The 22,302-nt window shown below is 42.7% G+C and carries 22 protein-coding genes; 10 read left to right on the top strand and 12 right to left on the bottom strand.

What is annotated here, in order from left to right; genetic code table 11:
• The first annotated feature begins 196 nt into the window (after positions 1–196).
• Together V7O66_RS10400 and V7O66_RS10395 are read left to right on the top strand one after the other, a co-directional pair.
• Positions 197–958 carry a slipin family protein gene (locus tag V7O66_RS10400; protein ID WP_406660250.1) on the top strand — a complete coding sequence of 254 codons (762 nt, stop codon included), beginning with the start codon at positions 197–199 and terminating at the stop codon, positions 956–958.
• Between the two features lie 13 nt (positions 959–971).
• Positions 972–2,303, top strand: a complete 1,332-nt coding sequence (locus V7O66_RS10395) for an NfeD family protein (protein ID WP_406660249.1) — start codon at positions 972–974, stop codon at positions 2,301–2,303.
• Positions 2,304–2,306: 3 nt separating this feature from the next.
• Here the strand turns inward: V7O66_RS10395 and V7O66_RS10390 are convergent, their stop codons facing one another.
• Both V7O66_RS10390 and hisH read right to left on the bottom strand, forming a co-directional pair.
• Complete coding sequence (locus V7O66_RS10390) at positions 2,307–3,635, bottom strand: AIR synthase-related protein (protein WP_406660248.1); 1,329 nt, start codon at positions 3,633–3,635, stop codon at positions 2,307–2,309.
• Between the two features lie 12 nt (positions 3,636–3,647).
• Positions 3,648–4,256 carry an imidazole glycerol phosphate synthase subunit HisH gene (gene hisH, locus V7O66_RS10385; protein WP_406660247.1) on the bottom strand — a complete coding sequence of 203 codons (609 nt, stop codon included), beginning with the start codon at positions 4,254–4,256 and terminating at the stop codon, positions 3,648–3,650.
• Positions 4,257–4,385: 129 nt separating this feature from the next.
• Between hisH and V7O66_RS10380 the strand changes: the two genes are divergently transcribed.
• A complete protein-coding gene (locus V7O66_RS10380) occupies positions 4,386–4,880 on the top strand; it encodes a carboxypeptidase regulatory-like domain-containing protein (RefSeq protein WP_406660246.1) in 495 nt (164 codons plus the stop codon).
• Here V7O66_RS10380 and V7O66_RS10375 read toward each other — a convergent pair.
• Positions 4,867–5,790 (bottom strand): IS5 family transposase, encoded by a 924-nt coding sequence (locus V7O66_RS10375; protein WP_406660245.1) that lies wholly within the window; start codon positions 5,788–5,790, stop codon positions 4,867–4,869. The two genes, V7O66_RS10380 and V7O66_RS10375, sit on opposite strands and share 14 nt — an antisense overlap.
• 192 nt (positions 5,791–5,982) lie before the next feature.
• Here V7O66_RS10375 and V7O66_RS10370 point away from each other — a divergent pair, with 192 nt between their 5' ends.
• A complete protein-coding gene (locus V7O66_RS10370) occupies positions 5,983–6,372 on the top strand; it encodes a carboxypeptidase-like regulatory domain-containing protein (protein ID WP_406660244.1) in 390 nt (129 codons plus the stop codon).
• A 13-nt stretch (positions 6,373–6,385) separates the two neighbouring features.
• Here the strand turns inward: V7O66_RS10370 and V7O66_RS10365 are convergent, their stop codons facing one another.
• The 6 genes from V7O66_RS10365 to V7O66_RS10340 form a co-directional block, all read right to left on the bottom strand.
• Complete coding sequence (locus tag V7O66_RS10365; protein WP_406660243.1) at positions 6,386–7,036, bottom strand: hypothetical protein; 651 nt, start codon at positions 7,034–7,036, stop codon at positions 6,386–6,388.
• Positions 7,037–7,045: 9 nt separating this feature from the next.
• On the bottom strand, positions 7,046–8,341 hold the full coding sequence (locus V7O66_RS10360; RefSeq protein ID WP_406660242.1) for a nucleotide sugar dehydrogenase: 1,296 nt from the start codon (positions 8,339–8,341) through the stop codon (positions 7,046–7,048).
• 185 nt (positions 8,342–8,526) lie between these two features.
• Positions 8,527–9,477, bottom strand: coding sequence for a DUF3883 domain-containing protein (locus V7O66_RS10355; protein ID WP_406660241.1), 951 nt, complete (start codon positions 9,475–9,477; stop codon positions 8,527–8,529).
• Positions 9,455–11,422 (bottom strand): DEAD/DEAH box helicase, encoded by a 1,968-nt coding sequence (locus V7O66_RS10350; protein ID WP_406660240.1) that lies wholly within the window; start codon positions 11,420–11,422, stop codon positions 9,455–9,457. Before V7O66_RS10350 ends, V7O66_RS10355 begins: the two co-directional genes overlap by 23 nt.
• A 5-nt stretch (positions 11,423–11,427) precedes the next feature.
• Entirely contained in the window at positions 11,428–12,720 is a 1,293-nt protein-coding gene (locus V7O66_RS10345) for a hypothetical protein (protein ID WP_406660239.1), read from the bottom strand.
• A gap of 338 nt (positions 12,721–13,058) precedes the next feature.
• Complete coding sequence (locus V7O66_RS10340) at positions 13,059–14,684, bottom strand: DNA cytosine methyltransferase (protein WP_406660238.1); 1,626 nt, start codon at positions 14,682–14,684, stop codon at positions 13,059–13,061.
• A 112-nt stretch (positions 14,685–14,796) separates the two neighbouring features.
• On the opposite strand from V7O66_RS10340, the gene V7O66_RS10335 reads away from it, so the two are divergent.
• The gene (locus V7O66_RS10335) at positions 14,797–15,234 is read left to right on the top strand and encodes a very short patch repair endonuclease (protein ID WP_406660237.1); all 438 of its coding nucleotides are present in this window, start codon (positions 14,797–14,799) and stop codon (positions 15,232–15,234) included.
• A gap of 8 nt (positions 15,235–15,242) precedes the next feature.
• Here V7O66_RS10335 and V7O66_RS10330 read toward each other — a convergent pair whose 3' ends face one another.
• Positions 15,243–16,028, bottom strand: a complete 786-nt coding sequence (locus tag V7O66_RS10330; RefSeq protein ID WP_406660236.1) for a sulfite exporter TauE/SafE family protein — start codon at positions 16,026–16,028, stop codon at positions 15,243–15,245.
• A 245-nt stretch (positions 16,029–16,273) separates the two neighbouring features.
• Here V7O66_RS10330 and mntA point away from each other — a divergent pair, with 245 nt between their 5' ends.
• Positions 16,274–16,720 carry a type VII toxin-antitoxin system MntA family adenylyltransferase antitoxin gene (mntA, locus tag V7O66_RS10325; protein WP_406660235.1) on the top strand — a complete coding sequence of 149 codons (447 nt, stop codon included), beginning with the start codon at positions 16,274–16,276 and terminating at the stop codon, positions 16,718–16,720.
• Entirely contained in the window at positions 16,721–17,143 is a 423-nt protein-coding gene (gene hepT / locus V7O66_RS10320) for a type VII toxin-antitoxin system HepT family RNase toxin (RefSeq protein ID WP_406660234.1), read from the top strand. It begins immediately after the preceding gene.
• Positions 17,144–17,207: 64 nt separating this feature from the next.
• Here the strand turns inward: hepT and V7O66_RS10315 are convergent, their stop codons facing one another.
• Positions 17,208–19,100 (bottom strand): PINc/VapC family ATPase, encoded by a 1,893-nt coding sequence (locus tag V7O66_RS10315; RefSeq protein ID WP_406660233.1) that lies wholly within the window; start codon positions 19,098–19,100, stop codon positions 17,208–17,210.
• 122 nt (positions 19,101–19,222) lie between these two features.
• Complete coding sequence (gene hisI / locus V7O66_RS10310) at positions 19,223–19,585, bottom strand: phosphoribosyl-AMP cyclohydrolase (protein ID WP_406660232.1); 363 nt, start codon at positions 19,583–19,585, stop codon at positions 19,223–19,225.
• 123 nt (positions 19,586–19,708) lie between these two features.
• Here hisI and V7O66_RS10305 point away from each other — a divergent pair, with 123 nt between their 5' ends.
• From V7O66_RS10305 to V7O66_RS10295, 3 genes are all read left to right on the top strand, one after another.
• Complete coding sequence (locus V7O66_RS10305) at positions 19,709–20,473, top strand: RAD55 family ATPase (RefSeq protein ID WP_406660231.1); 765 nt, start codon at positions 19,709–19,711, stop codon at positions 20,471–20,473.
• A 100-nt stretch (positions 20,474–20,573) separates the two neighbouring features.
• On the top strand, positions 20,574–21,782 hold the full coding sequence (locus tag V7O66_RS10300) for a hypothetical protein (protein WP_406660230.1): 1,209 nt from the start codon (positions 20,574–20,576) through the stop codon (positions 21,780–21,782).
• A 147-nt stretch (positions 21,783–21,929) separates the two neighbouring features.
• Positions 21,930–22,262, top strand: a complete 333-nt coding sequence (locus tag V7O66_RS10295) for a HesB/IscA family protein (RefSeq protein WP_406660229.1) — start codon at positions 21,930–21,932, stop codon at positions 22,260–22,262.
• The last annotated feature ends 40 nt before the right edge of the window (positions 22,263–22,302 follow it).

The following is a 22,302-nucleotide window of genomic DNA, read 5'->3' as shown; positions in this document are numbered from 1 at the left end:
AATGTGTTTTACAATTTGTTGGGCCTGAATATTATTAGTTAAATGATAACATTTTGCTATTCATGTACATCCCCTCAAACAAGAAAATCAGGCCCAACCTCCTATTTATATTTTGAATTTGAACAAACACCGATGTGTATTTAACTTTATCACTCTTTTTATTATTCAATACATTTCAATCAGGAGAGTGGTATATGTGGTTCTGGAACAATTTATAATACCGGTAGCCGTAATTGTTGTTTTAATATTATCAAAGGCTATCAAGATAGTTAACGAATACGAACGTGTTGTTATCTTCCGTCTTGGAAGATTAAGCGGTGTGAAGGGTCCCGGTCTGTTCTTGATCATCCCTGTCATCGATACGGTTGTCAAAATTGACCTGCGTGTGGTTACCATAGATGTGCCGAAACAGGCTGTAATAACCAAGGATAATGTCACTGTGTCGGTTGATGCTGTTGTCTATTATCAGGTCATAGAGCCATCAAAGGCTGTGAACGAGGTGGAGAACTACAAATATGCTACTTCCACCCTGTCCCAGACCACGCTAAGGGATGTCATCGGGCAGATAGAGCTGGATGATGTACTGTCCAAGAGGGATCAGATCAATCTCAAGATCCAGGAACTGCTGGACATTTCCACAGACCCCTGGGGTATCAAGGTTACAAGTGTGACCATCAGGGATGTCAGCATCGATGACACCATGCTGCGTGCCATTGCAAAACAGGCAGAAGCAGAGCGTGAAAAGCGTGCCCGTATCATCCTTGCAGATGGTGAGTTCATTGCTGCTGAGAAGATGAAGGATGCAGCAAGGTTGTACGAGGAAGTGCCTGTGACCATCAAGCTCAGGGAACTGCAGACCCTTGCAGAGATAGCCCGGGAAAAGAACATGATCGTTGTTACCACAACCACAGAGGTTGGGCAGATCGCGGCCATGTCGAAAGCTTTTGCAAACAAATAATGAAGGGGATATCATGGGATACAGGCACAGGACTTGTGCCCCCTTCATAATTCTTTTTTTCGTGACATTATTCCTGTTTTCAGGAGTCGCACAGGCAGGTTCGGATCAGCAGGTACTGGTGCTGGAAATATCTGATTCCATAACTCCGGTTGCCGATGATATCGTAGCCGATGCCATAGCTTTTGCCGAAAATGAGGATTATGAGGCTCTGGTCATCACTTTGAACACCCCGGGCGGGGGACTTGATGAAACCCTCAAGATAATTGAGCAGATCGCACAAACGGATGTGCCAGTTATCGGGTATGTCTACCCGGAAGGTACGAAAGCCTGGTCTGCAGGCACTCTTATTCTTATCAGTACAGATGTTGCAGCAATGGCTCCCTTTACCATAATAGGCTCAGCTCAGCCTGTAACTCTCTCTGCCGGAGGGGTTGAGCCTATTGAGGACTCCAAGGTGGTTAATGCCCTGGTCAAGAGGGCAACGGAAAATGCCAAAAAATATGGCAGGAACCAGACTGCTGCCGAGGAATTCATTACAAAGAACCTTAATCTTGATGCCGATACCGCCCTTGAGTATGAAGTGATAGAATATGTTTCTCCGTCAATTCCTGATCTGCTTGAGCAGATGGATGGCCTGGAGGTCAAGGGCAGGGCGCTTGAAACTAAGGATGCGCAGATAGTGAATTATGAGGCTCCCCTGCGGCTTGCCTTTATGAACGTAATCTCCAATCCTATAGTATCTTCATTGCTCCTTTTATTGGGTGTATATGCCATCATTCTGGGAATATCCAACCCTGGCTTTGGTGCTGAACTATTCGGAGTAGTTGCCATTTCTCTGGGTCTGATTGGTACGGGTTTTGATGTTAATATAGGCTCTATTTTCCTCATACTGGTGGGTATTGGGCTGTTGATACTGGAATTCCAGGCTCCCGGGTTTGGCGTGTTTGGAATTGCAGGGCTGGTCTGTATCATGGCAGGCAGTATACTGCTTGCACCAACGGACTTCCCAAGAAATTACACTCCTGCCGAGTTCCAGCAGACCATAATAATATCGGTACTTGCGCCGACAGTGGTTCTCGGATTGTTCCTGGTATTTGTGATATACAAGGTGGTAAAGGTTCGCAAGAGCAGGCCCAAGTTCGGAGAGCTTATTGGTGATACGGCAAGGGTACATGAAAGAATAGAGCCGGAAAAGAATGGCTATGTAATTCACAGAGGTCAGTACTGGAAGGCACGCTCTGCTGAGGTACTGGAAAAAGATGAAAAGGTAAGTATTCTTGAAAAGGACGGTGTGCTGCTGACAGTGGAGCACCTTAAAGAAGAGATAGAAGAAGGTGAGAGTTGAATCTCACCTGTTCTTTATTTGTTCCATGACTCTCTTTTTCTTTTCAATTGCTTCAAGGCTGGCCTTGTCGATCGCCAGTTTCATTTCTTCGAAATCGCGTGGCTCTTCCTCACCTATCATTTTCTTGATAGGGGTATAAGCGGATTCCCTGAAGCGTGGTGTAAAGTCCCTGAGTTCCCCATCTATATTTATGAGTGAACCTGTGCCTTCCTCGACCCTTCCTATGATGCTGATATCAACATCTGCTGTACGAATGGCTTTCATGATATCCTCAGCCACTTCTCCAGGTGCGATGATGAGCAGGGCATCCAGTGAAACTCCCAGGTAGTCTATCTCCAGGGATTCCAGCATCTCGAGCACCCTTGGGTTGACGAGCTTTCTCATCTCGGCTTCCTCAAATACCAGTTTCACGCCAGCGGTCCTTGATATCTCCTTTGCGTCCCCGCGTATTCCGCCATTTGTGACATCTGTCATGGCGTGGATGTGCTCTGTAAGGCCTGATTCTAAGAGTTTGTCACATGCCTCGAGGAATTTGATGTTTATGGTCTCATCCACTACGTCATGCATACCATAGTACAGGGCTGTGGTGGAAATTGTTCCTCCACCTGCGCCTTCTGTCATGAGGATGACATCTCCCACCTGTGTCTGTATACGGGATGTCAGGTCTGATGATGCACCCACAGCACCCACAGCACCTGTCATGCGCTCTCCTATGACCATATCTCCGCCGATACGCAGTGTGCTTCCTGTGATAAGTGGTATTCTGGAAAGTTCTGCAACCGTGGTTATTCCGGCAATGTGGTCGAAGATCTTGGCAACATCCCCGTCATCGGCAACATGGATGTCTGAAAGCATTGCCACGGGTCTTGCACCCATTACATAGACATCCCGAAGTGCAGCTCTTGCAACGTGGAAACCTGCAAGGAAGGAGTAGTCACTGAGTCTGGAGTGCATGCCGTCCACTGTGAGTATGATATATTCGTTGGAATCTCCTGTGCTAACGACCCCGGAATCATCAAGATGTGTGGTATCCACAACAGCATCGGTCTTTCCTATGACCTCCGCTATCTTCTCGTGGGTATAGAAGTCACCCATGCCCCTTGAACCGACACCGAACTCTCCCATGCTCACTCCTGATATGGTGGGCTCCAGCACATCTCCCTTGAGCACCAGGGTTGCCTTTGCTTCCACTATGGTTGCCTGTGCGAGTTTGCGCGCATGCTCGGGACTTGTTCTCTTAACTTCCAGTATTCTTGAGGTGAGCTTGTCTTCCAGTTCCATCTCCGGCTCATTGGCCCTCAATCCTCTTTTTGCGTAGCCTTCTATATCCATTATTATCAGTCCTTAACACATTGCAACGAAGTTCTCAAGCATTTTCAGTCCTATGTCCCCGCTCTTTTCAGGGTGGAATTGGGTACCTATCACATTACCAGCATCGTTGACAACGGATGCGGCGAATTTTGTACCGTATTCACATGAGCTAAGCGTGTTCTTCTCTTCTGTGTCCACGTAGTATGAGTGTACGAAGTAAACGTATGTATCGTCAGGTATGTCTTTGAAAAAAGGATGGTTCTGGCTGATTGTGATGGAATTCCATCCCATGTGGGGCACTTTAAGTTCCGAGTGTGGGAACCTGAGCACTTTTCCTTTCACAAGGTCGAGTCCTTCTGTGTGTCCTCCCTCCACAGAATCTGTCATGAGGATCTGCTGTCCCAGGCAGATGCCAAGCATGGGCTTGCCGGAATCCACGTATTCATGGATGGTGTCGAGCAGCTTCTCGATATTCTTCATTGCATCCTTGAAAGCACCAACCCCGGGCAGGATGACCCCGTCAGCTGCCAGTATCTCGACGGGATCACTGGATATTACAACATCGGCACCAGCGTGTTCCAGTCCTTTGTAGACACTCCTGAGGTTACCGAGTCCGTAATCGATGATGACTATCTTTTTCATGTGAGTTTAAAGAAAGGTATTGGTACATGAATGTAACGATTATTTATTATCAGCAAAACTTTATAAAAATATAGATACAAAACATAAAATTTATATAGAAAGTTATTTTTTTAGAGCGTGGTGGTATTTATGATAATGCTAAATAAATTATTTGATGATGATTCAGCCATCGAGCTTCCAATAAACATAGTGGTCATGCTCGTGGTCGGTATGGTGGCACTGGCTGCACTTATTGCAATAATCCCTCCGCCCACGAAGAACATGGCAGTGAATGTGGATGAGGCGGGTCAGCAGGGCCAGACCCTCAACCCTGGCAATACTATAATAGTGGACTCGACTGTTGCAAAGACTCCTTTTGCAGTTGAGGTGAAGGTTACAGCAAAGGACCCTGACGGATATCCGGTGAGGGATGCCAATGTGGTATTGAGAGGACTTGGTGGTGTTGCAACCAACGTAACCGATGATAACGGTTGCTGTGTGCTTATCACTGACAGTTCCAATAACGGGGCACCCATAAGCCTTGCATCCAATCAGAACGAGGGGACCATGGACCTGACAATATCATCCAATGGTTTCTATGATTATGAGAAGACGGATGCTGTAATGGTTGTCAGGACATCATAGTCCTGATATCTTTTTTTGGCTCTGTAGAAATCCTCATTTGAATAATAAAAATAACCTTGACATACCTGTCAAGGTTATGTACTAATATCTTGAATTTGACCTCTTTCACTTGATTCCAATACTTTTTAGCCCTGATCTCTTCACTATATTTTCTTTTCAAAACAGAGAACATCGTTTCTACCAAATTTCTGTTATGATACAATGCTTTGTCAAATTCCCATACCATTTTTCTACGGTATTTACCTTTGATCTTCTTCCTTTTCCTCTGTCTTAGAGGAATCATGGCAATTGAATTAAATTCGTCTCTTGTTAGTGAATGTATCTCTTCAGAATCATAACCTTTGTCCATCACGTAGTACTTTGATCTGCGAGTTTTATGACATTGCTTTAGCAATTTCATTGCATGCTTTGCATCATGCACAGGTTTGCCTGATATCTTAAAACCAGTAATAATGAACTTTCCAGTATCAACAGAAATACTAGTTTTTAGGAATGATCTACGCTTCTTTCCTGTTCGCCAAGAATAATAGTAGCTACAATGACCACTAGTAAATCCACTTGAATCAATGGCGGTAATCTTTATTTGTTCCCCATGAGAATAAAATAGTTTTAGTGTTTGTTGTAGCAATCCATTAAAATAAACAGACTTGATTCTTGTAATGAATTTATGAAGAGTGGTAAAGTGTGGAACCTGTTTTAGTCCAATCCTTGATTTGACCTTATCCATTACTTCGACAAGTTCAACAATATCTCTATAATCTTCATTAAGATATTCTTTCAGCAAAACCAATGTTAGTAGCTGATGTTGTGTGTATTTTCTTTTAGAATATTTGCAACTATAGATCTGAAGGTGTGAGTTTCCTGATACAGCTAGTGCTGTATCAACAAACTTTAAGTACTTATTAGACAAAACACAATCATCCCCCTTGTGTTTTCTTGTGGTAAGTAATACTCAGGGGATTAATCCTTTTTAAATTATTATGCTAAAATAAAATGGAAAGTAGGTTTTCTACAGAGCCCTTTTTTTATTTGTTCTTATGAGATCCACTCCATTACTTTCAGATGAGGTTGCAGCCATAGGCCTGCCCATACGCATGGTGGTATGACAATAATAGGGATGGTGGGCATGTGTGCCATAATGTCCGCTGTGCTCAGCACTCCCATGGTAGTGGGAGCCATGTATGCCACAGTGAACAACAGCAGTTTCACTATATATGGGGACTACGCCCCCTCTCCTGAACTGTTATTGCAGGTATTCGATCAGGGGGATCTGCCTGTAGGTGGCGCCAATGTAATAGTCTGGAGTCCCTGTAGGGATAAGGTCGTGGGGGGAGTTACAGACGGGGAGGGCAGGTTTGTTTTCAGCTTCAACAATGTTTCCCTGCCTCCCGGTAAGAATGAGGCTTACATATCAGTAAAAGTGATGCAGGAAGGCTATATGGATTACAGCAACGATTTTCTGGTAAAGGTGAGGAAGGCTCCGGCTCCCTGAACTCTACTTCTTCTCACTGTCCTTCGGAGCGGTTGGCAATATAGAATTTGATGAGTACTGCCGCTGCAAGTGCAAATGCTATTCCGAATGAGAAGTTGGCTGACCTTATGATATCCCACCTGCTCTGTGTGATGAGCATCCCTGTGAGGATCAGGATGGCAGCGCCCACGATACCCGAAAGCTCAACAGGTACCTTCACAGAACCTATATTGATGCGGTCCCGTTTCTCTGACCTCTCAAGACGTGCGTTGAGCTGCTCTATACTGTTTCGCAGTTCGGCTGAGGATCGCTCTCTATCTTCGGAGTTGGACTGTTCAAGCAGGGTGCTCAGCCTGGATTTCTCCTCTTCCAGTCTGCCCATTTCCTGCTTCAGCTCCAGGATATCCTGCTCTATGTTTTGCAGTTCGTTATTGAGGATCAGTGTGGATGCGCTCTTAGCTTTCAGCTCATCCATTTCGGACCTGAGGGTGAGGATATCTTCCTTTATACTGTCGATATCTTCCTCAAGCTCAGGGTCGCAGGAGGTACCCTCTCCTTCCGGGACATCGCCCATGGAAAGCCTTCTTTCCACTGCACGCAGGCGTTTTCCAAGACTTCTCTGTTCCTGGTCCAGAGAGTGTATCCTGCCGTTTGTATCCTCTTTTAGTTTTTTGTCATCTTTCATTGGATCTGCTCACCAGCAGATTCCATCATAGTCAATTTTTGTATTAATATCCTTCGATTTTATCATATGTCTGCCATCGATGACGACCCTGTCAGCCATGCTCTCAAATTCGCTGTCAAGTTCCCTGAACTCGTCCCACTCGGTCATGACGAGACAGCCGTATGCATCCTTAAGGGCTTCTGCTGCGCTGTTGCTGTACTTGATACCGCCAAAGACCTTCTGCATGCTCTCAGCAGCCATGGGGTCGTAGGCAACAACGTCTGCTTCAAGGCGCAGGAGTTCTGCGATCACGGGTATGGAGCGGGATTCCCTTATGTCGTCGGTGTCATTCTTGAACGCAAGTCCCAGTACGGCTACCCGTTTGCCTTTAAGCTCACCTAGCTTCTCCTGTAGCAGTTCCACCATCTTCAGGGGCTGCCTGTCGTTGACACTGACCACGGCTTTGAGCAGTTCGGGTTCGTAACCGATTATCTTAGCCTTGCCTATGAGGGCTTTGACATCCTTGGGGAAGCATGAGCCTCCAAAACCTGCACCGCTGTTGAGGAACATACGCTCGATCCTAAAGTCTGTGCCCACGGCGTCCATGACCTCGTAGGTGTCGATGTCAAGTTGTTTGCAGATATTCCCGACCTCGTTGGCGAAGGATATCTTGGTGGCCAGGAAGGAATTATTAACGTATTTGATCATCTCCGCTGTCCTGGGGTTGGTATGAGTGACCTCGCAGTCCAATTTCCTGTACAGTTCGGACACGGCAAATCCAGACCTCTCATCTATGGCACCCACCACTATCTTGTCAGGGTGCATGAAATCATAGACTGCCTTGCCCTCTCGCAAAAACTCAGGGTTCATGGCAATACCGAAGTCCTTACCTGCCTTTTTCCCGGAGTAATCCTCGATGATCGGCAGTACCACCTTCTCAGTGGTCTCAGGCACAACGGTACTCTTCACCACCACGGTATGATAGTGATCCTTCTTCGCAATCGCCTTGCCAAGACTGGCACTGGCAGCCTTCACTATGGACAGATCGATACTCCCGTCCTCATCCGAGGGCGTACCCACGCAGATAAAGGAAACATCCGTGTTCTGCACCGCATAATCGTAATCCGATGTGGCTATAAGGTGCTTCTCGGCATGCTTCTCCATAAGCTCCCCAAGCCCTTCCTCCCAGATGGGCGGAATTCCAGCATTGATCTGCCTTACCTTTTCCTCATCTATATCTATACAGATGACCTCATGCCCAAGCTCCGCAAAACAAGCCGCAGAAACCGAGCCAACATAACCAGAACCTATGATTGAGACTTTCATGATGTGATTCTCCCAGGTTTGTAAATTGTTGGGAAGTGTATATTAGGATTGGGGTGATGGATTGTAACAGTTGCCTGAGGATAGCTAATTAGAAACTCTATGACGTCTACTCAATTAAAATTTATTCAACGAGGGTGAAAGTAGAAAATATTTTATCTACAGAGTTGAAAAATCCCGGATTCAAATCAAAAATCATCTTTGATGAAATGACACTGGACACATGATTTTTTCCATCCACTTGGTTTAGATAAAAGAGAATCATATGGGTCAGATATAATCATTGGGTCATAATCAGGCATGTTAATTTTTAATCTGTCTACAAGATACAAATAATATTTGCCTCTAAAACGTTTAGCAGCTTTAAACTCGTTTCTCGTGATGAAAAATGCTGGTTTCGATGTATATGATTTAACTTCAATGTATCTGTCATATTCCATAGATGAATCTTGGTTGTAGGATAGAATATCAAATCCTGCCGTGGTATCTATATCAGAAATTCTTTTGATTGAATCAACTTTGTTTGTGATTCTCCTTTGCTCATATGCAACTACAAATTCTTCTGCAATAAGCCCATACTCTGCTTTTCTATCTAAATCTCGCTTTAAATCTTCAATAGTTTTTTTCTTAAGACTCTTTGAAATCGGTTCATGTGTTAGCTTAAAAAATTCATCATCTATCAGAAGTATTGATTTGTTGATACTATCCTCGTGGAAATAACCGAGCTTCAAAAGTAAATTTCGGATTCCTGAATATTTAAGAGGTATTGAATTCCTGTCTATTTTATATTTGTTAAGGTAAGTGTCGTATCTCACCTTTTCTCCCAATATAAAATCAGAGCTGTCTGCATTAGCTAAAAGTTCCACAATTGCAATAATTAGACACTCATTTCTATTTGTAGAATTGAGGAACTTTTTTCCACTCTCTTGTAGATATAATGATTCTTCTTGTCTATTGATGAATGTAATTCCAACAAGCAATGAGATTACACCTGAGGTGGGAATGCGAAAGAAATCCTTATTATTTAGACAATGTTTTTCGAGGTCTGATTGTTTAGTTCCTTCTTCAGTTATTCTCTGAATTACATATTCAATCTCATCAAATGATCCGAGATTGTTATGATTTGCTATTTCGTTCAACATAGTCATCAATCAATTTTCTAATATCCTGATCAGCAAGTTCTTCATTCAATACATTAAAGAATAAAGGTATAGCTTGGCTTTCTATTGCCTCATTCATCCGTTTCTCTTTAAATATAAGTCTATCATGTATGGTTTCATCAATCGATTGCTCGCTTGTAAGGTAGTAGTAGTGAGTTTCATCGTTTGGCTTTAAACCATATCTATGGATACGATCCTTTGATTGTATAAACTGACCTGCATTAAAATTCCTTTCAAGATATATTGCAATGTGGCATGCCTTGTGTAAGGAAATACTTTCTGAAACCGAGAATGGATTTGCCAATAGTACTTTGAATGAACTATCTGGATTATGGAAATCTCTTATTATTGATTCTCTTGTATCTGCATTTTCATCATTTTCATCATTGTCAACGGGAACTTCTCCATATATTGCTTTAGAGGATATTCCAATTTCATTAAGATATGACATGAGATCAAGAATATTCTGAACAAAAATAGTCCAAATGACTACTTTTTTTCCATCTGCAATCATTGGCATTATACATTCCTTTATTGCAACAAACTTTGCTGGTTTCTCCAAATGATTATAATTTGAAATCTTTGACAAAAATTCAGAATCATCGAGCATGAGGTTATCAGAAAGTCCTTGCTCTCTATAATACTCTTCAAGAGGTTTTTGAAGTAAAGCAGGGTTAGTTGCTGCCTGCATTAAACGAACAATCTTTGCTCTAGTTATATTATTTCTAAAAGATAGTGACTGTGTTTCTCCTTGGAGGGATGCAATATACTTGTTCTCTATAAATTCATATATTTCTCTTTGGATTTGTCCCATTTTTACACTAATTGGTTCGTGTTCTATAGGAGCAGGTATTCCCAAATCTGTCTTTTTTATCCTTATGTAATAAGGAGAAATGTTGTTTATCAACGAAGGAATCCTCTTGTCAGAAAGATTTGAAGACATCTTCTTGAGCTGACTCATGTTATACCCTATTATATCATTAGTCGGCCAGATGAACTTAAATAGATTATGTAAATCTTGGAATCCATTGGGTAAAGGAGTACCAGTAAGGATAACTCTTGAACGACAATACCTTGAAAGCGCAAGAGCTGATTGTGCAATTATGCCGCCCTCTACATTTTTAATTTTATGTGCTTCATCAAGGACCACCATGACCTTATTCATTCGAAGGAAAGCAGCGACCTCATCAACAAGATTAATTAACCCTTGATATCCAATCAAAGTTAGTTCTGAAGTTTCCATTGAATACAGATAGTCCACTTTTTGTTCTCTGCTAAAGGTACCTAGCAACCTTTTTGAAGATGGATTTCTGCCGAAGCATTCTTCAAATTCATTTTCCCACGGACCAAAGGAACTTAGTGGACCAACAACAAGTATCTTGTCAACCTTTTTTGGGTCATCATCAGGAAGGCTCTTTAGGTAAGCATATGCTCCATAAACGACACTTGTTTTACCTGCTCCCGGGACCGAAAAATTACATGAGTTCTGCGAGAATGCTAAGTGATATGCAGACAATAATTGTAGGGGGTATAGTGTCCTTTCTGGCAGGTATTTTATTAAGGAGTCAGAGAATTTTTTGAAATCGTCTTTATCGCATCTGTTCGCTTTGATTTCTTCAGCTTTCTTTGCAAAAATCTTAAAGTTTTGTTCTTCACGATAAAAGTCATCCATTACCTTATCCATTTTTTGAGTATGGTCTTCTGAGAGCCCATACCTGCTCAAAAGCTTATGGATTTTCTTCAGGACACTTTCTTTATCATCTTCTTTAAATGGAACTCTAATTGTATTCTCATCTTTTACAGATGCATGAAGAAAATTAAAAAGGAATGATTTCACAGAAATATCAGACAATGCATTCTCGACATCTCCCGACAGAACATATTCACTATTTTCTTCATCCAAATCCAATGTTATTTTTGGCATCGTAATCAGTGCTTATGATTATTTATTGTATTCATATATTCAAGAGAACATTTATTGATTTGTTGAAGAACATCTAGAACCTCCTTGCTTTTAAAGAACTCTTCTATTTCTGTGTTCACAGATTCCAAGGCATTGAGTGCTTTTTTAGCAAGTTCCAAAGGTTGGTTTGCATCATTCAAATCCTTTAGTCTATTTTCTGCTTTGTCTAAGTTACCTTTAAGAATTGGTGCCACTTCTTTTTTCCAGTCCTCATCTCTTGAGCGAAGCAGCTTCGATATATCCTCAGTAGAATGTTCTGCTCTTAGTTCTTCGACTGCTTCCTCAGGAAGTTCACGAATCGTCTCCTTGTGGTCTTTTAAAAATGAATTCCACAATTCTTCTGATTTACAGAAGATGCTTTCTTTTCTACTAGGTTTTGCTATGGTTCTAAAATCTTTGCCTTCATACCTAGCACGTATGTAATCAAAACTCAAAAGCATCATTTCATTTAGATCCATCTCATCATAGTCCCATCCAACAAACTGTGACCCATTTTGATATCTTTTTATGTAATTATTGAGATCAACTAAGGGTCCTTCGGTCTTGTCAAGACGAGTATAAATCCCATCATAATGGAGGTATTCTAAATACTGATCCATAAGATTCATTATTTCAATCCACTCTTTTATTTGCCTCTCATTTTCAAGCATCATGCTTGCTATATCTGAAGATGAAAAACCATATCCAAGCAAATCTTTAATCTTCAGATACTTCTCAACAGGATTATAATCAAGTTTCTCGTCTTCCCCCATCTGATAAGTAGTCTCCAATCTTTGAATTTCTTTTGGATCTGCATCTTCAGGCAATATTACTGAGATGAAAAATTTACAATTATCAACGTTAGTTCCTTTCTTTTGCCAGTTTTCTCTTTCTGCATAAATTCTATTAAGAAGCATGGATCTTCTATTACCATCAATAATTATCCCGTCTGCTGTTACAATACCATGTCTTTTCTGTCCATTTTCAACAAGATTTTGTTCTGTCATCTTGTTTCTATCTTTTTTTGAGTCCCATAGGAATTTTTCAATTATTTTTTTATGATCAGAGTCTTCTGGATCAATTTCATGATATTGTTTTTCATAGCTTTTTACCGAGCTACCAATCCTGCCATTATATTTATTGTAGATTAGATATTCTAAAGGTATTTTGTAAGCATCGAATTCCTTTATTTCACCTTTGTATCGTATGCGAATTCCTGTCATGTAAGGTGTTTGTTTCTTTATTTCGTTCAATTTTTCAATTCTGAGTGATTTTTCCATCCTATTCCTTCCTCTAATTATTGATTTATAGCTGATATGGTGATTTATTTCACTAATCTAAGCTAAATTTCTCTTTTAATGTATTCTTGGAAAACACAACTCCATCAAATTATAATATATTTTCTATCTATATAGAATAAATGTAGCTATTATTGATTTGATTAATCTACGTTGCTGTACTTGAAAAATTGGCTAAAAATCCTAAAAAACTCATAGTTAGCGGTAATGTTTCATTAAGTAAAAAAAGCACAATGAGGTAATCAAAGACTTAGGATTTTTCTTATGTAAAAATAAAATTTAAAAAGAAAATGTATCTACATCTCAAAAGATAAAAGTTATCATTCAAGGCATTCTATAAAATACTGACAAGCATACATTCCTGCAATTACTCTGATAGGAACTTTATTTCTATCGATTGCAATCATTCTTCCAGAGTTGTCAAAAAAGACATCATCATCAGGGAAATGCCTGTCTACAAGTTCCCTTATTTTCTCAAGTACACGTTCCGGCGTAATGTATTCACTTTCACATCTGGCTACATACGCCTCTTGTAGATGTGTATGATCCATATCAAACTCTTCGAAATTATCATGAACCTCGTCTTTAAAGTCTCGAAAATCTCGTATCTCTTGAATTATATTCCCAAGATTGCAGTCATCTGGTCTGCACATAAGTGCACCTTTCCCACTTCCTTGATGAAGGATGCATGACCATTTTATATCTTCTTTCTCAAAGTTTGAATCCTTATTGCTTAATTCCACCCTGAATCCTTTGATTTTCATATAGGGTATGTGTCTAGCAAATTTTGCATTATACCTTCTCTTGCAAAGTTCCTTTGTTTTCCGTTTTGTTCCTCTCAAATCTACAGATGGCTTTGTATCTGGTAAGGGAATGAATTCCTTTGAAGGTTTTATTCCTTCGTTGATTAGAATCGCTTTTGCAAAGGCCGATGATAACTTTGGGCAGACTGCATTACCGACAAGTCTGTATTTTGAACTTTCGTTACCTGCTTCGAATTGATAGGTAATAGGGAACGACATGAAAGTAGCTATCTCTCGAATGGTTGGCAAGCGATACCCTATATGTTTTCCTTTTTCATTGACAGCGTAGAGTATCATGGCCTCTCTTGTAGATGCGGATCTGGTCGCTACGACAGTTCTGCTTGGACAATCAATATTTTCGGGAAATGACATCCTCCCCATAAAACCATGATCCTCTTTCAGTCTCTTAGCATTCTCCCATTCGAAATCCGCAATTCGGGTATCATAGAAATGGTCAGTGAGCAGATTAGCAGGAATTGATAATCCGTAGTTTGGATCTGTTATCGTTCCATTGTGTTCATTCTGGAAGGGATTTCCCAAAGCTTCTAGTACTTGTCTTGTTGTGGTCCATTCTAATTCGTTCTCGCATGTAGGTGTCGGGAGTGGATAATTCCCGCAAAAGAATCTTTTCCTCTTTTGAGGTGCACTATAATTAGCAGCGTTCAATACATCTTTTTTTTCTACCAGTAAATCAGGTCCTTTTCCCGGAAGTCCAAGTTCTTTCCAGGTATAGATGTCTTTGACATAGTTTTTTGTATTGGGAACGTTCTCAAGCAGCCAATACTTGAGACTTCCTTTGCTCTTTTTCCATGCTATTATTCTAAGATATGCCTTTATCAACTTTATACCAAGGCTCTTATCTGCTTTTCCCGCTTTGTTGGAATCTGAGAATGAGACGCAAGGTGGACTTCCGATAATGACATCAACATCAGGAATTATTTCATCAATCTTCTCTGGTGTATCCAGCTCCAATATGTTCATTTTTATGGCATTGCAGTTAGGATGATTCAGGTGATGTGTATTGATAGCCGGTTGCCAGTTATCTAGGGCGAAGACAAGGTCAAAGTCATTTTGTCTAAATCCTTCAGAGAAACCTCCGGCTCCACAGAAGAAATCTGCTACTGTCAATCGCCTATTTTTCATGTTCGAAGAAATATATCATTATAATATATATCTGTTGATCTTATTTTGAGTATAATGGATTTTTGTCTTGACAAATCTTCTTTTATAGATTGATTGGAGATAATATGATAACATGTACATCAGAGACGGTCGTGCCCCAATACCAGAATCAGAAGCCACTTCAAGAGTAATGAGTGCCAACGTTGGGAAGAACACCAAACCAGAAATCGTTTTCAGAAAAGCTCTGAGGGAGATTGGGATTCCCGGCTATAGACTTCATTGGAAAAAGGCTCCTGGCAGACCTGATATTTCATATCCTGGCAAGAAGATTGCTATTTTTGTGCATGGTTGCTACTGGCACCGCTGTCCTTATTGTGACCTGCCTCTACCTAAATCACATACCGACTTTTGGGCTGAGAAGTTCAGGAAGAACAAAGAAAGGGATGCAAAAAAGGAAGCAGCACTCAAATTCGAAGGTTGGGATGTACTCGTATTTTGGGAATGTCAAATAAAAAAAGATGTTATTGCCTGTGCTGAGATGGTAAAAGAACTCTATGATAAGAACTCATAAGCATTTCCTCAAATCCCGCCACTCCCCACATTCCCCAGAATAAAGAAACTCACCAGTATCAGCATCAGTGAAATGTAGATCCTCAGTGCCTTCTTGTTCACGTTCTTGATCGCCATGGGGCCGAGCTGGCCTCCTATGAGTACGGAGGGTACCACGAAGGTCATGATGTCGATAAGCTGTTCCGAGTTGTTGAGAAGTGCGTCCACGAAGACGGGGTTCATGCGGGTCAGGGCTGCCACTATGTCCACTATGAAGATGATCAGCACTGTTGAGCCTATGACCTCGGCTGGGTTCTTGATCCTCTCGTGGTCCCAGATGCAGGGGACTATTATCTTTCCAAGTCCTGTGGCTATGAGGCCTTTGAGAAATCCTGCCATGAAGCCGAACTTCCAGTAGATGGTGTTGTGCTGCTGGCATTCCTGCTTTGACCTGATGGTGTTGTAGAGCAGGAAGACTCCGTAGATGAACACGAATATTCCGAAGATGATGACCAGTAGATTTGCGTCCAGGTGGGCTGTGAGCAGCGAGCCTATGATGGCACCGGGGATTGTGGGTATCAGGTACTTCTTCACAAGGTACCAGTTCACCGTGCGCTGGTGGAGGTTTCTGGTGACCCCACTGCCGAATCCGAAGACCATGGTCAGCAGCGCCAGCCAGAAGCTGATCAGGGGGTCGAGTTTGAGAATGAAAAGGTATACCGGTATCCAGAAATTAGCTCCTGATATCCCCGCCGACATCACTATGGCGGAGATAATTATTCCCAGAGGGAAGAGATACCAGTATGTAAGGTCCATGAACTTTCATGGGGTGGGATTGTTATTTAAGGCTGGTGCAGGTCTATTTTCAAGATTTTCCCGCATTACGCTTGAATGGGTGACCGCAAATCTCCTGCACTTTTGTGGTCACTTATGATTTCAGATTAAATTCAGCTAGCTCACCAACACCCATCATTTTACAAAGACGCAGCCAGCACTTTGCTCAACCTTTATTACTTATAGACACATAGAAAAATTTAGAAAATATTTCCTTACCGATACCCATGAATACAACTTCCACAACTCCGGATAAAGACACTCTTATATCATCTCTTAGAGAATTCTTCCACGGGGAGCAGGATGTGGAATTGGTGTATCTCTTCGGCTCCGTAGCAGAGGGAAGGGCCAACGCTCAGAGTGATATAGATATAGGCATTTACCTTTCAGAGATTTTATCAAAAACAGAGAGGTTCCAGAGGCGTATCGAATTGATATCCCGGCTAACGACCTTCCTAAAGAACAACAGTGTCGATCTGCTTGTGATCAACGACACTTCTCCGGTTTTGAGTTTTGAGATAATAAAACCCAACGTCCTTGTACTTGAAAGGGATAGGGGCCTGAAAATAGATGTGGAGCAGCGTATAATGTCAAGGTATCTGGATCGGAAGCACCATGAAGATCTAATGAACCAGATACTTCTGGAACGAATAATGGAAAAAGGACTGGCTTGAATGGCTGCTGAAGGTAAGATCCTCCGAAAACTGAATTTCATGCAAAAGTGTGTCAGCTACCTGAAGTCAGTGGATTCCGGTAGCAATGAGCTGGATACGAATTATGAATTACGTAGTGCGGTTGAGAGGAATTTCCAGCTAGCCATTGAAAGTGCAATCGACATCGGAGAAATAATAATTTCCGAAGAAGGTTTTGAGAGACCGGAAGATTACAGAACTGTTTTCCTGACACTTGGAAGAAAAGGTATCATCCCTAGGGACTTTGCTGAGGATTTCTCCCAGGCGGCAGGATTTAGGAATGTCCTGGTTCACATATATGAGGACATAGATACAAGCATTCTCTATAATTTTTTGACCGACAGGCTGGAAGATTTCGATGAATTTGCCCGGCACATAGCTCAATATCTGAGCACACATTCTTGAAAACATGCGCAGGTAATGGTTCCTGCGCATCTATGTTTTCTGGATCATATGTCTTTTTCTGTTCTCAATCCAGGCGCACCATCACAGGCTTGCCCACGTCCATGGCACCCAGTATTTCATATGCCACATCTGAGCCTACTCTTATCTTGATGTCACCATGTCTGCTAACAGTTGCTGTAAATATGAACTCTTCACCAGCGTAAACTTCCACATCACGGGTTGCAAGTTCCGGTACTTTAAGGATCAAATGGCGCTTTGTTCTTTCGATGATGGGGCGGAAGTCTATGATGTCGGATTCCTGCCTGCCATACCCTGCATTTCTAGGTTCCGGGCTGCCAAAGTCAGGATCCTGTTTGCTCTTGGATTCATCGATCTCACGTACATCTATGTGGATGCCGAGAATCTTTTCGATATCGCCAATTGTGCGGCCACCCTTTCCGATTATACGAGGGAGGTCCTTTTCCTTCACCTTCACGAGTGCCCTGTGGTCTGAGGTCATCTCAACCTCAACGGGTCCCTTGGCATAATCACTGATGACATTCTTCACATTGCCCTCGGCAAGGTCCCATGAGGGTTTTCTAGTGGCCTGGTCGCCTATTGGCATTACCACGATCTGCTCACCGTAGGTGTAGATCTCGAATTCGCTTGCTCCTGTTTCCAGGTCGGAGATCAGGATAACAGGTCTTGCAAGGTCTGCCTCTGTCATGCCTGAAGGCACCTTTACAGTGAACTCAAGTATCTGTACCTTGGCAACCTCTCCCTTATCGATGAAAATGACAGTATCCACTACCTGCGGAATGACTCCAAGCTCCACCCTGCCGATAAGTCTCTGTATGGCATCAACTGCGCGGTTGGCATGTACCACTCCGATCATACCCACACCTGCCAGTCTCATATCAGCGAATATCTCGAAATCCACTGTCTTACGAACCTCGTCGTAGATGGTATAATCAGGGCGGACCAGCAGCAGCACATCGGCAGTGTTCTCCAGTCTGCCATCCAGGGGTGCGTACTGGGTGATCTCAGGGGGCACCTGGAGGTCACGTGGGGATTCCATGGTCTTCACCACAAATCCCAGGTCGTTCAAATAGACTGCAACACCTGAGGCGAAGGTAGATTTACCTGACCCCGGTGGTCCTGAAATGAGTATGCCTCTCTGGGCTCCTATGCGCTCCTTGAGAACATCACTGAGGCGATAATCCTCGAATCTCATACTTGCTATGGGTCGCACCACTGTGATCTCAATGTCATCGGAAAATGGGGGATTGGCGATGGCAATTCTCATATCCCTTATCTGTAACACCGATGCGCCGTTAAATGATATCTCAAAAAAAGAATCCCTGTCAGAACGTGCCCGGCTGAGCAGCTCATTGGATATTGCTTTGATCTCATCATAAGTGCATGGATCATCTCTTATCTTCACATATTTGACGTCCCCTATAGAGCCTCTTTTAGCCATGGGTGGGACTTTGTTCTTCAGGTGCACTGACATGATGTCCGGTTCGAAGAACTGGTCCACCAGTAAGGGTCCGAACTTCTCCGGGTCTGCCCTGAGCAGCAGCACATCCAGTCCCTTTGCCTTTGCAACAAGGGAATGTACCTTGTCGCCGGTAACAAATGTCGCGTCCAGTTCAATAGCACTTTCGCGTATTAGAGCATCAATTTCTCCATCACTGGCAAGTCTGATCTGATTATAGCTTGGCCTCTCTCCGGTAAAATCAAGATATATTTCACCATCTTCTGCCATCTTCTGTAGTTTTTTCAGCTCTTCCAGTCCCTTTAACCCGATCTCAAGTCCCCGGTTGGCCTGTGCTTCAAGCTCAGCCACCACAGCTTCCGGCACATGTATCTCGGCATCTACAAATTCCCCCTGCTCAATTTTTTCGGAGAGGATGCCATCTATCACTGCACTCGTATCCGGCACTATTCTTAGCCCTTCGCTCATACCTGTTCTCATAAAGAAGTATATGTGGCGGATTGTATTTATAGAAATTAGTTGCCCTGTAAAAATAACTAAAAAAGAAGTAGTAAAGAGCTGAAAATGGTCTGAAAAAGAAGTATGGGCTGCTGGCAGCCGGACTAGTATACGTCTTCAGGGTCAAAGACCTTCTCACCCACAACATCCCCCTCGATGGTGCGGTAGAAGCAGGATCTGAAACCATTGTGGCATGCGCCGCCTTCCTGTTCTATAATAAGCAAAAGCGAGTCCTTGTCACAGTCGATGCGGATCTCAAAGACCTTTTGCATATGGCCTGAGCTCTCTCCCTTCTTCCAGAGCTTCTGGCGGCTTCTGCTCCAGTAGTGTGCGATACCAGTCTCAATGGTCAGGTCAAGAGCTTCCTTGTTCATGTAGGCGCTCATGAGCACTTCCCTGGTTTCGCGGTCTTGTGCAATAGCCTGGATAAGACCATTGTCATACTTGAGCTCGCTAGTGTCTATCATAAAAATCACTAATTGATTTATACTATAAAAGCCTATTATTCTCCTATATTAATATAATTTATACTGCAATAATATCATTCGCAATATCACTTAATAATATTATTTAATTGTTTGAGGGTAAATATGGATTACAGCTTTGATGGCACTGGTGGTTTTCGTGTTCCGACCGGAATATCCGGATTGGATGTGCAGCTAGGAGGTGGAGTTCCACCTGGATCGACGATTCTGGCTCTTGCTGAGCCCGGAGCAAATTCGGACCTTTTCGCACAACAATTCGTCAATGGTGGCCTTCTCAATAACGAGAATGTTTATTATTTCTCATCCGAACATCCTGTAAATGAGGTTATCCAGGATATGGGGAACATGAGCTGGGATGTCCGGAAACACATCGAGGACGGTTCACTGGAATTTATTGATGCATATGCTCCCCGTTTCTATAATGTTCTTCCAAAGGGCTTCACGAGCGATCTTTCTGCAAAGGATTTCCTTAAAAGGGGAACCGATTCAATGAATCTGCTGAAGAGCGCAGTGACCCAGGAAAGAAATATGAAATATCGTGGTGTCATTGATTCCATCTCCTACTTCCTGCGTTCCTATGACCTGAACAATGTGGTCGAGGCTATAGAGATTATTTCATCAGTTGGCAAAGCCACAGGTGCGATACAGCTTATATTGATGACTAGTGGAATGCATGATTCGATAACCGAGAACACTTTAAAACATATATGCGATGGTGTTATCGAGTTTAGGATCAGGGAAAGGGGAAGTGAGCTTGAACGTACCATCATGATAAGGAAAATGCGTGGAATGCTCATTCCCAACAGGACCATCTCATATATTATATCTACCAAGGGAATTGAATTGGAAACCACAACAAGGGTGCTTTGATACAGTATTGGATCTCCAATATTTGATAAGAAACCTATTACTCGTCTTTTTATTCATAGAAATCGATTTTAAATTTTCATAAAAAGGGATACTGATCTTCATGAAACAGGATTTAGTGCGAATTTTGAGGGATATATTCACATCAGCTGGCTATGACGTAGCAGATTCTTACAAACATGATATCGTGGCGGAAAGGGATGGTTCTAAGACTTTCATCAAGTTCTCTTCCAACCCCGATATCGTGGAAATAAAGAATTTTGCAAATCAGGTGACCGAAGGCCAGGGACTCTACGCTGTGACAGGAAGCATTGATAGCAAACTTACCAGGGATGCTGAAAATATAGGCCTTAGGGTATGGGATCGTGACGATATGGCACTTCAGATAGGAAAGGCGGTACTCGCAGACATAGAAGGCTCTGCAAGTGAGCTGGACCTTTTCGGTAAACCGGTGCCAAAGGCAGTTTCAAAGACCGATGCGGCCGCACAGGAAGCCATCCATGCTATATTCGGAGGGGGCAATTCCGGCACAAGTGGAGCTGCAGAGCCATCATCATTTGCGTCAACCATTTCCGAAAGAAAGTATACGCCATATTTAGCTCCACAGGCGCCTCCGCAAGCTGTACCGGAAGCTGTACAACAGGTTCCTCTGCAAGCTGCGCCTCAAGTTCCTATGCAGCCGGAACCGCAGATATTTGCGCCAGCTGGCGAACAGGATGTTACTCCTGAAGTGGTTCAACCTCCGGGCGGTATCAATCTTAATATCAGGGCTGCGCCTGTGAGGGTCACACAGGAGCATGCTATATCGGTGGCAAAACCGCATATCTATACATATAAAGATTCGATCTTGAAGCTTGTACCATTCTGGAGGTATGATTATTCTCTCAGTACCGAATACAGGTACAAGTCCAAGATCGTGGATATATCCGGTGCAGCATCAGGCTGTCTGAATGCTCTTAACGGGGCCGATGAGCATCTTGTGATCGATGATGTGCATGACAGCATTGTAATTCCCGATGTTGTCTATGAGGTGAAACATCCGATCACCAGCGAGGAAGAAGCTAAAAAGCAATTGATCGAGAGTATAGTGGATGAACACACAAAGGACCTGCGTTTTGATAATACCCAGGGTGAAGCTATTATCTCAGAGCACAAGAGGTTCAAACCGGCTCTTGAAGATATCAAGCTGGACATAGGCCTTGTGTATGTGCCTGTCTGGGAGATAAAAGGTCCGAGGGGTTCGATCGAGATAAATGCCTACAATGCCGAGGTACTGCAGAATCCGGTTGATGATGATGCAGAGTTCGTATAGGCTGGCATGGCAGCATAGGTTCGTAACAAGGCGAACAATTATATATCAAAAAATCATATAAAGGATGACTCATTAAGTCAACTCGAATTAACAATCGTATTATTTTAAAAGGAATAAAATCCTATATTATTCAGTGAGGAATTAATTATGGTAGAAATAACTGAGAAGGCAGCAACTGAACTTAAATCACTCCTTGAAGAGCAGGAGAAGCAGGACCAGGCACTTAGACTTTTCGTAGCAGGCATGAGTTGCTGCGGTGTCCAGTATGGTATGTCCCTTGACAGCGAAATAAGTGAAGAGGAAGATGTTACAGAAGAAGTAAGCGGCATCAAGCTCGTCATGAACAAGAACGATGTTGAAGGTCTTTCCTCTGCAGTCATCGATTACGTTGACGGTCCAAGCGGCAAGGGTTTCGTTATTGATAATTCCGCATCAGCAGCTGCAGATTCCTGTGGTTCATGTGGTGGCGGATGTCATTAATTAGATAAATGAACGTATCAACATCGGATATTGCTACAAG

This window comes from Methanolobus sp. ZRKC3 (genome assembly GCF_045291275.1).
Taxonomy (GTDB): Archaea; Halobacteriota; Methanosarcinia; order Methanosarcinales; family Methanosarcinaceae; genus Methanolobus.
This window is presented reverse-complemented; position numbering and strand designations above follow the sequence as displayed.

Excerpts from the sequence above, each read along its gene's own strand:
- V7O66_RS10395 (WP_406660249.1), top strand. The coding sequence starts at position 972 with ATGGGATACAGGCACAGGACTTGTGCCCCCTTCATAATTCTTTTTTTC.
- V7O66_RS10390 (WP_406660248.1), bottom strand. The coding sequence starts at position 3,635 with ATGGATATAGAAGGCTACGCAAAAAGAGGATTGAGGGCCAATGAGCCG.
- hisH (WP_406660247.1), bottom strand. The coding sequence starts at position 4,256 with ATGAAAAAGATAGTCATCATCGATTACGGACTCGGTAACCTCAGGAGT.
- V7O66_RS10380 (WP_406660246.1), top strand. The coding sequence starts at position 4,386 with ATGATAATGCTAAATAAATTATTTGATGATGATTCAGCCATCGAGCTT.
- V7O66_RS10370 (WP_406660244.1), top strand. The coding sequence starts at position 5,983 with ATGACAATAATAGGGATGGTGGGCATGTGTGCCATAATGTCCGCTGTG.
- V7O66_RS10365 (WP_406660243.1), bottom strand. The coding sequence starts at position 7,036 with ATGAAAGATGACAAAAAACTAAAAGAGGATACAAACGGCAGGATACAC.
- V7O66_RS10360 (WP_406660242.1), bottom strand. The coding sequence starts at position 8,341 with ATGAAAGTCTCAATCATAGGTTCTGGTTATGTTGGCTCGGTTTCTGCG.
- V7O66_RS10350 (WP_406660240.1), bottom strand. The coding sequence starts at position 11,422 with ATGCCAAAAATAACATTGGATTTGGATGAAGAAAATAGTGAATATGTT.
- V7O66_RS10345 (WP_406660239.1), bottom strand. The coding sequence starts at position 12,720 with ATGGAAAAATCACTCAGAATTGAAAAATTGAACGAAATAAAGAAACAA.
- V7O66_RS10340 (WP_406660238.1), bottom strand. The coding sequence starts at position 14,684 with ATGAAAAATAGGCGATTGACAGTAGCAGATTTCTTCTGTGGAGCCGGA.
- V7O66_RS10335 (WP_406660237.1), top strand. The coding sequence starts at position 14,797 with ATGTACATCAGAGACGGTCGTGCCCCAATACCAGAATCAGAAGCCACT.
- V7O66_RS10330 (WP_406660236.1), bottom strand. The coding sequence starts at position 16,028 with ATGGACCTTACATACTGGTATCTCTTCCCTCTGGGAATAATTATCTCC.
- mntA (WP_406660235.1), top strand. The coding sequence starts at position 16,274 with ATGAATACAACTTCCACAACTCCGGATAAAGACACTCTTATATCATCT.
- hepT (WP_406660234.1), top strand. The coding sequence starts at position 16,721 with ATGGCTGCTGAAGGTAAGATCCTCCGAAAACTGAATTTCATGCAAAAG.
- V7O66_RS10315 (WP_406660233.1), bottom strand. The coding sequence starts at position 19,100 with ATGAGAACAGGTATGAGCGAAGGGCTAAGAATAGTGCCGGATACGAGT.
- hisI (WP_406660232.1), bottom strand. The coding sequence starts at position 19,585 with ATGATAGACACTAGCGAGCTCAAGTATGACAATGGTCTTATCCAGGCT.
- V7O66_RS10305 (WP_406660231.1), top strand. The coding sequence starts at position 19,709 with ATGGATTACAGCTTTGATGGCACTGGTGGTTTTCGTGTTCCGACCGGA.
- V7O66_RS10300 (WP_406660230.1), top strand. The coding sequence starts at position 20,574 with ATGAAACAGGATTTAGTGCGAATTTTGAGGGATATATTCACATCAGCT.
- V7O66_RS10295 (WP_406660229.1), top strand. The coding sequence starts at position 21,930 with ATGGTAGAAATAACTGAGAAGGCAGCAACTGAACTTAAATCACTCCTT.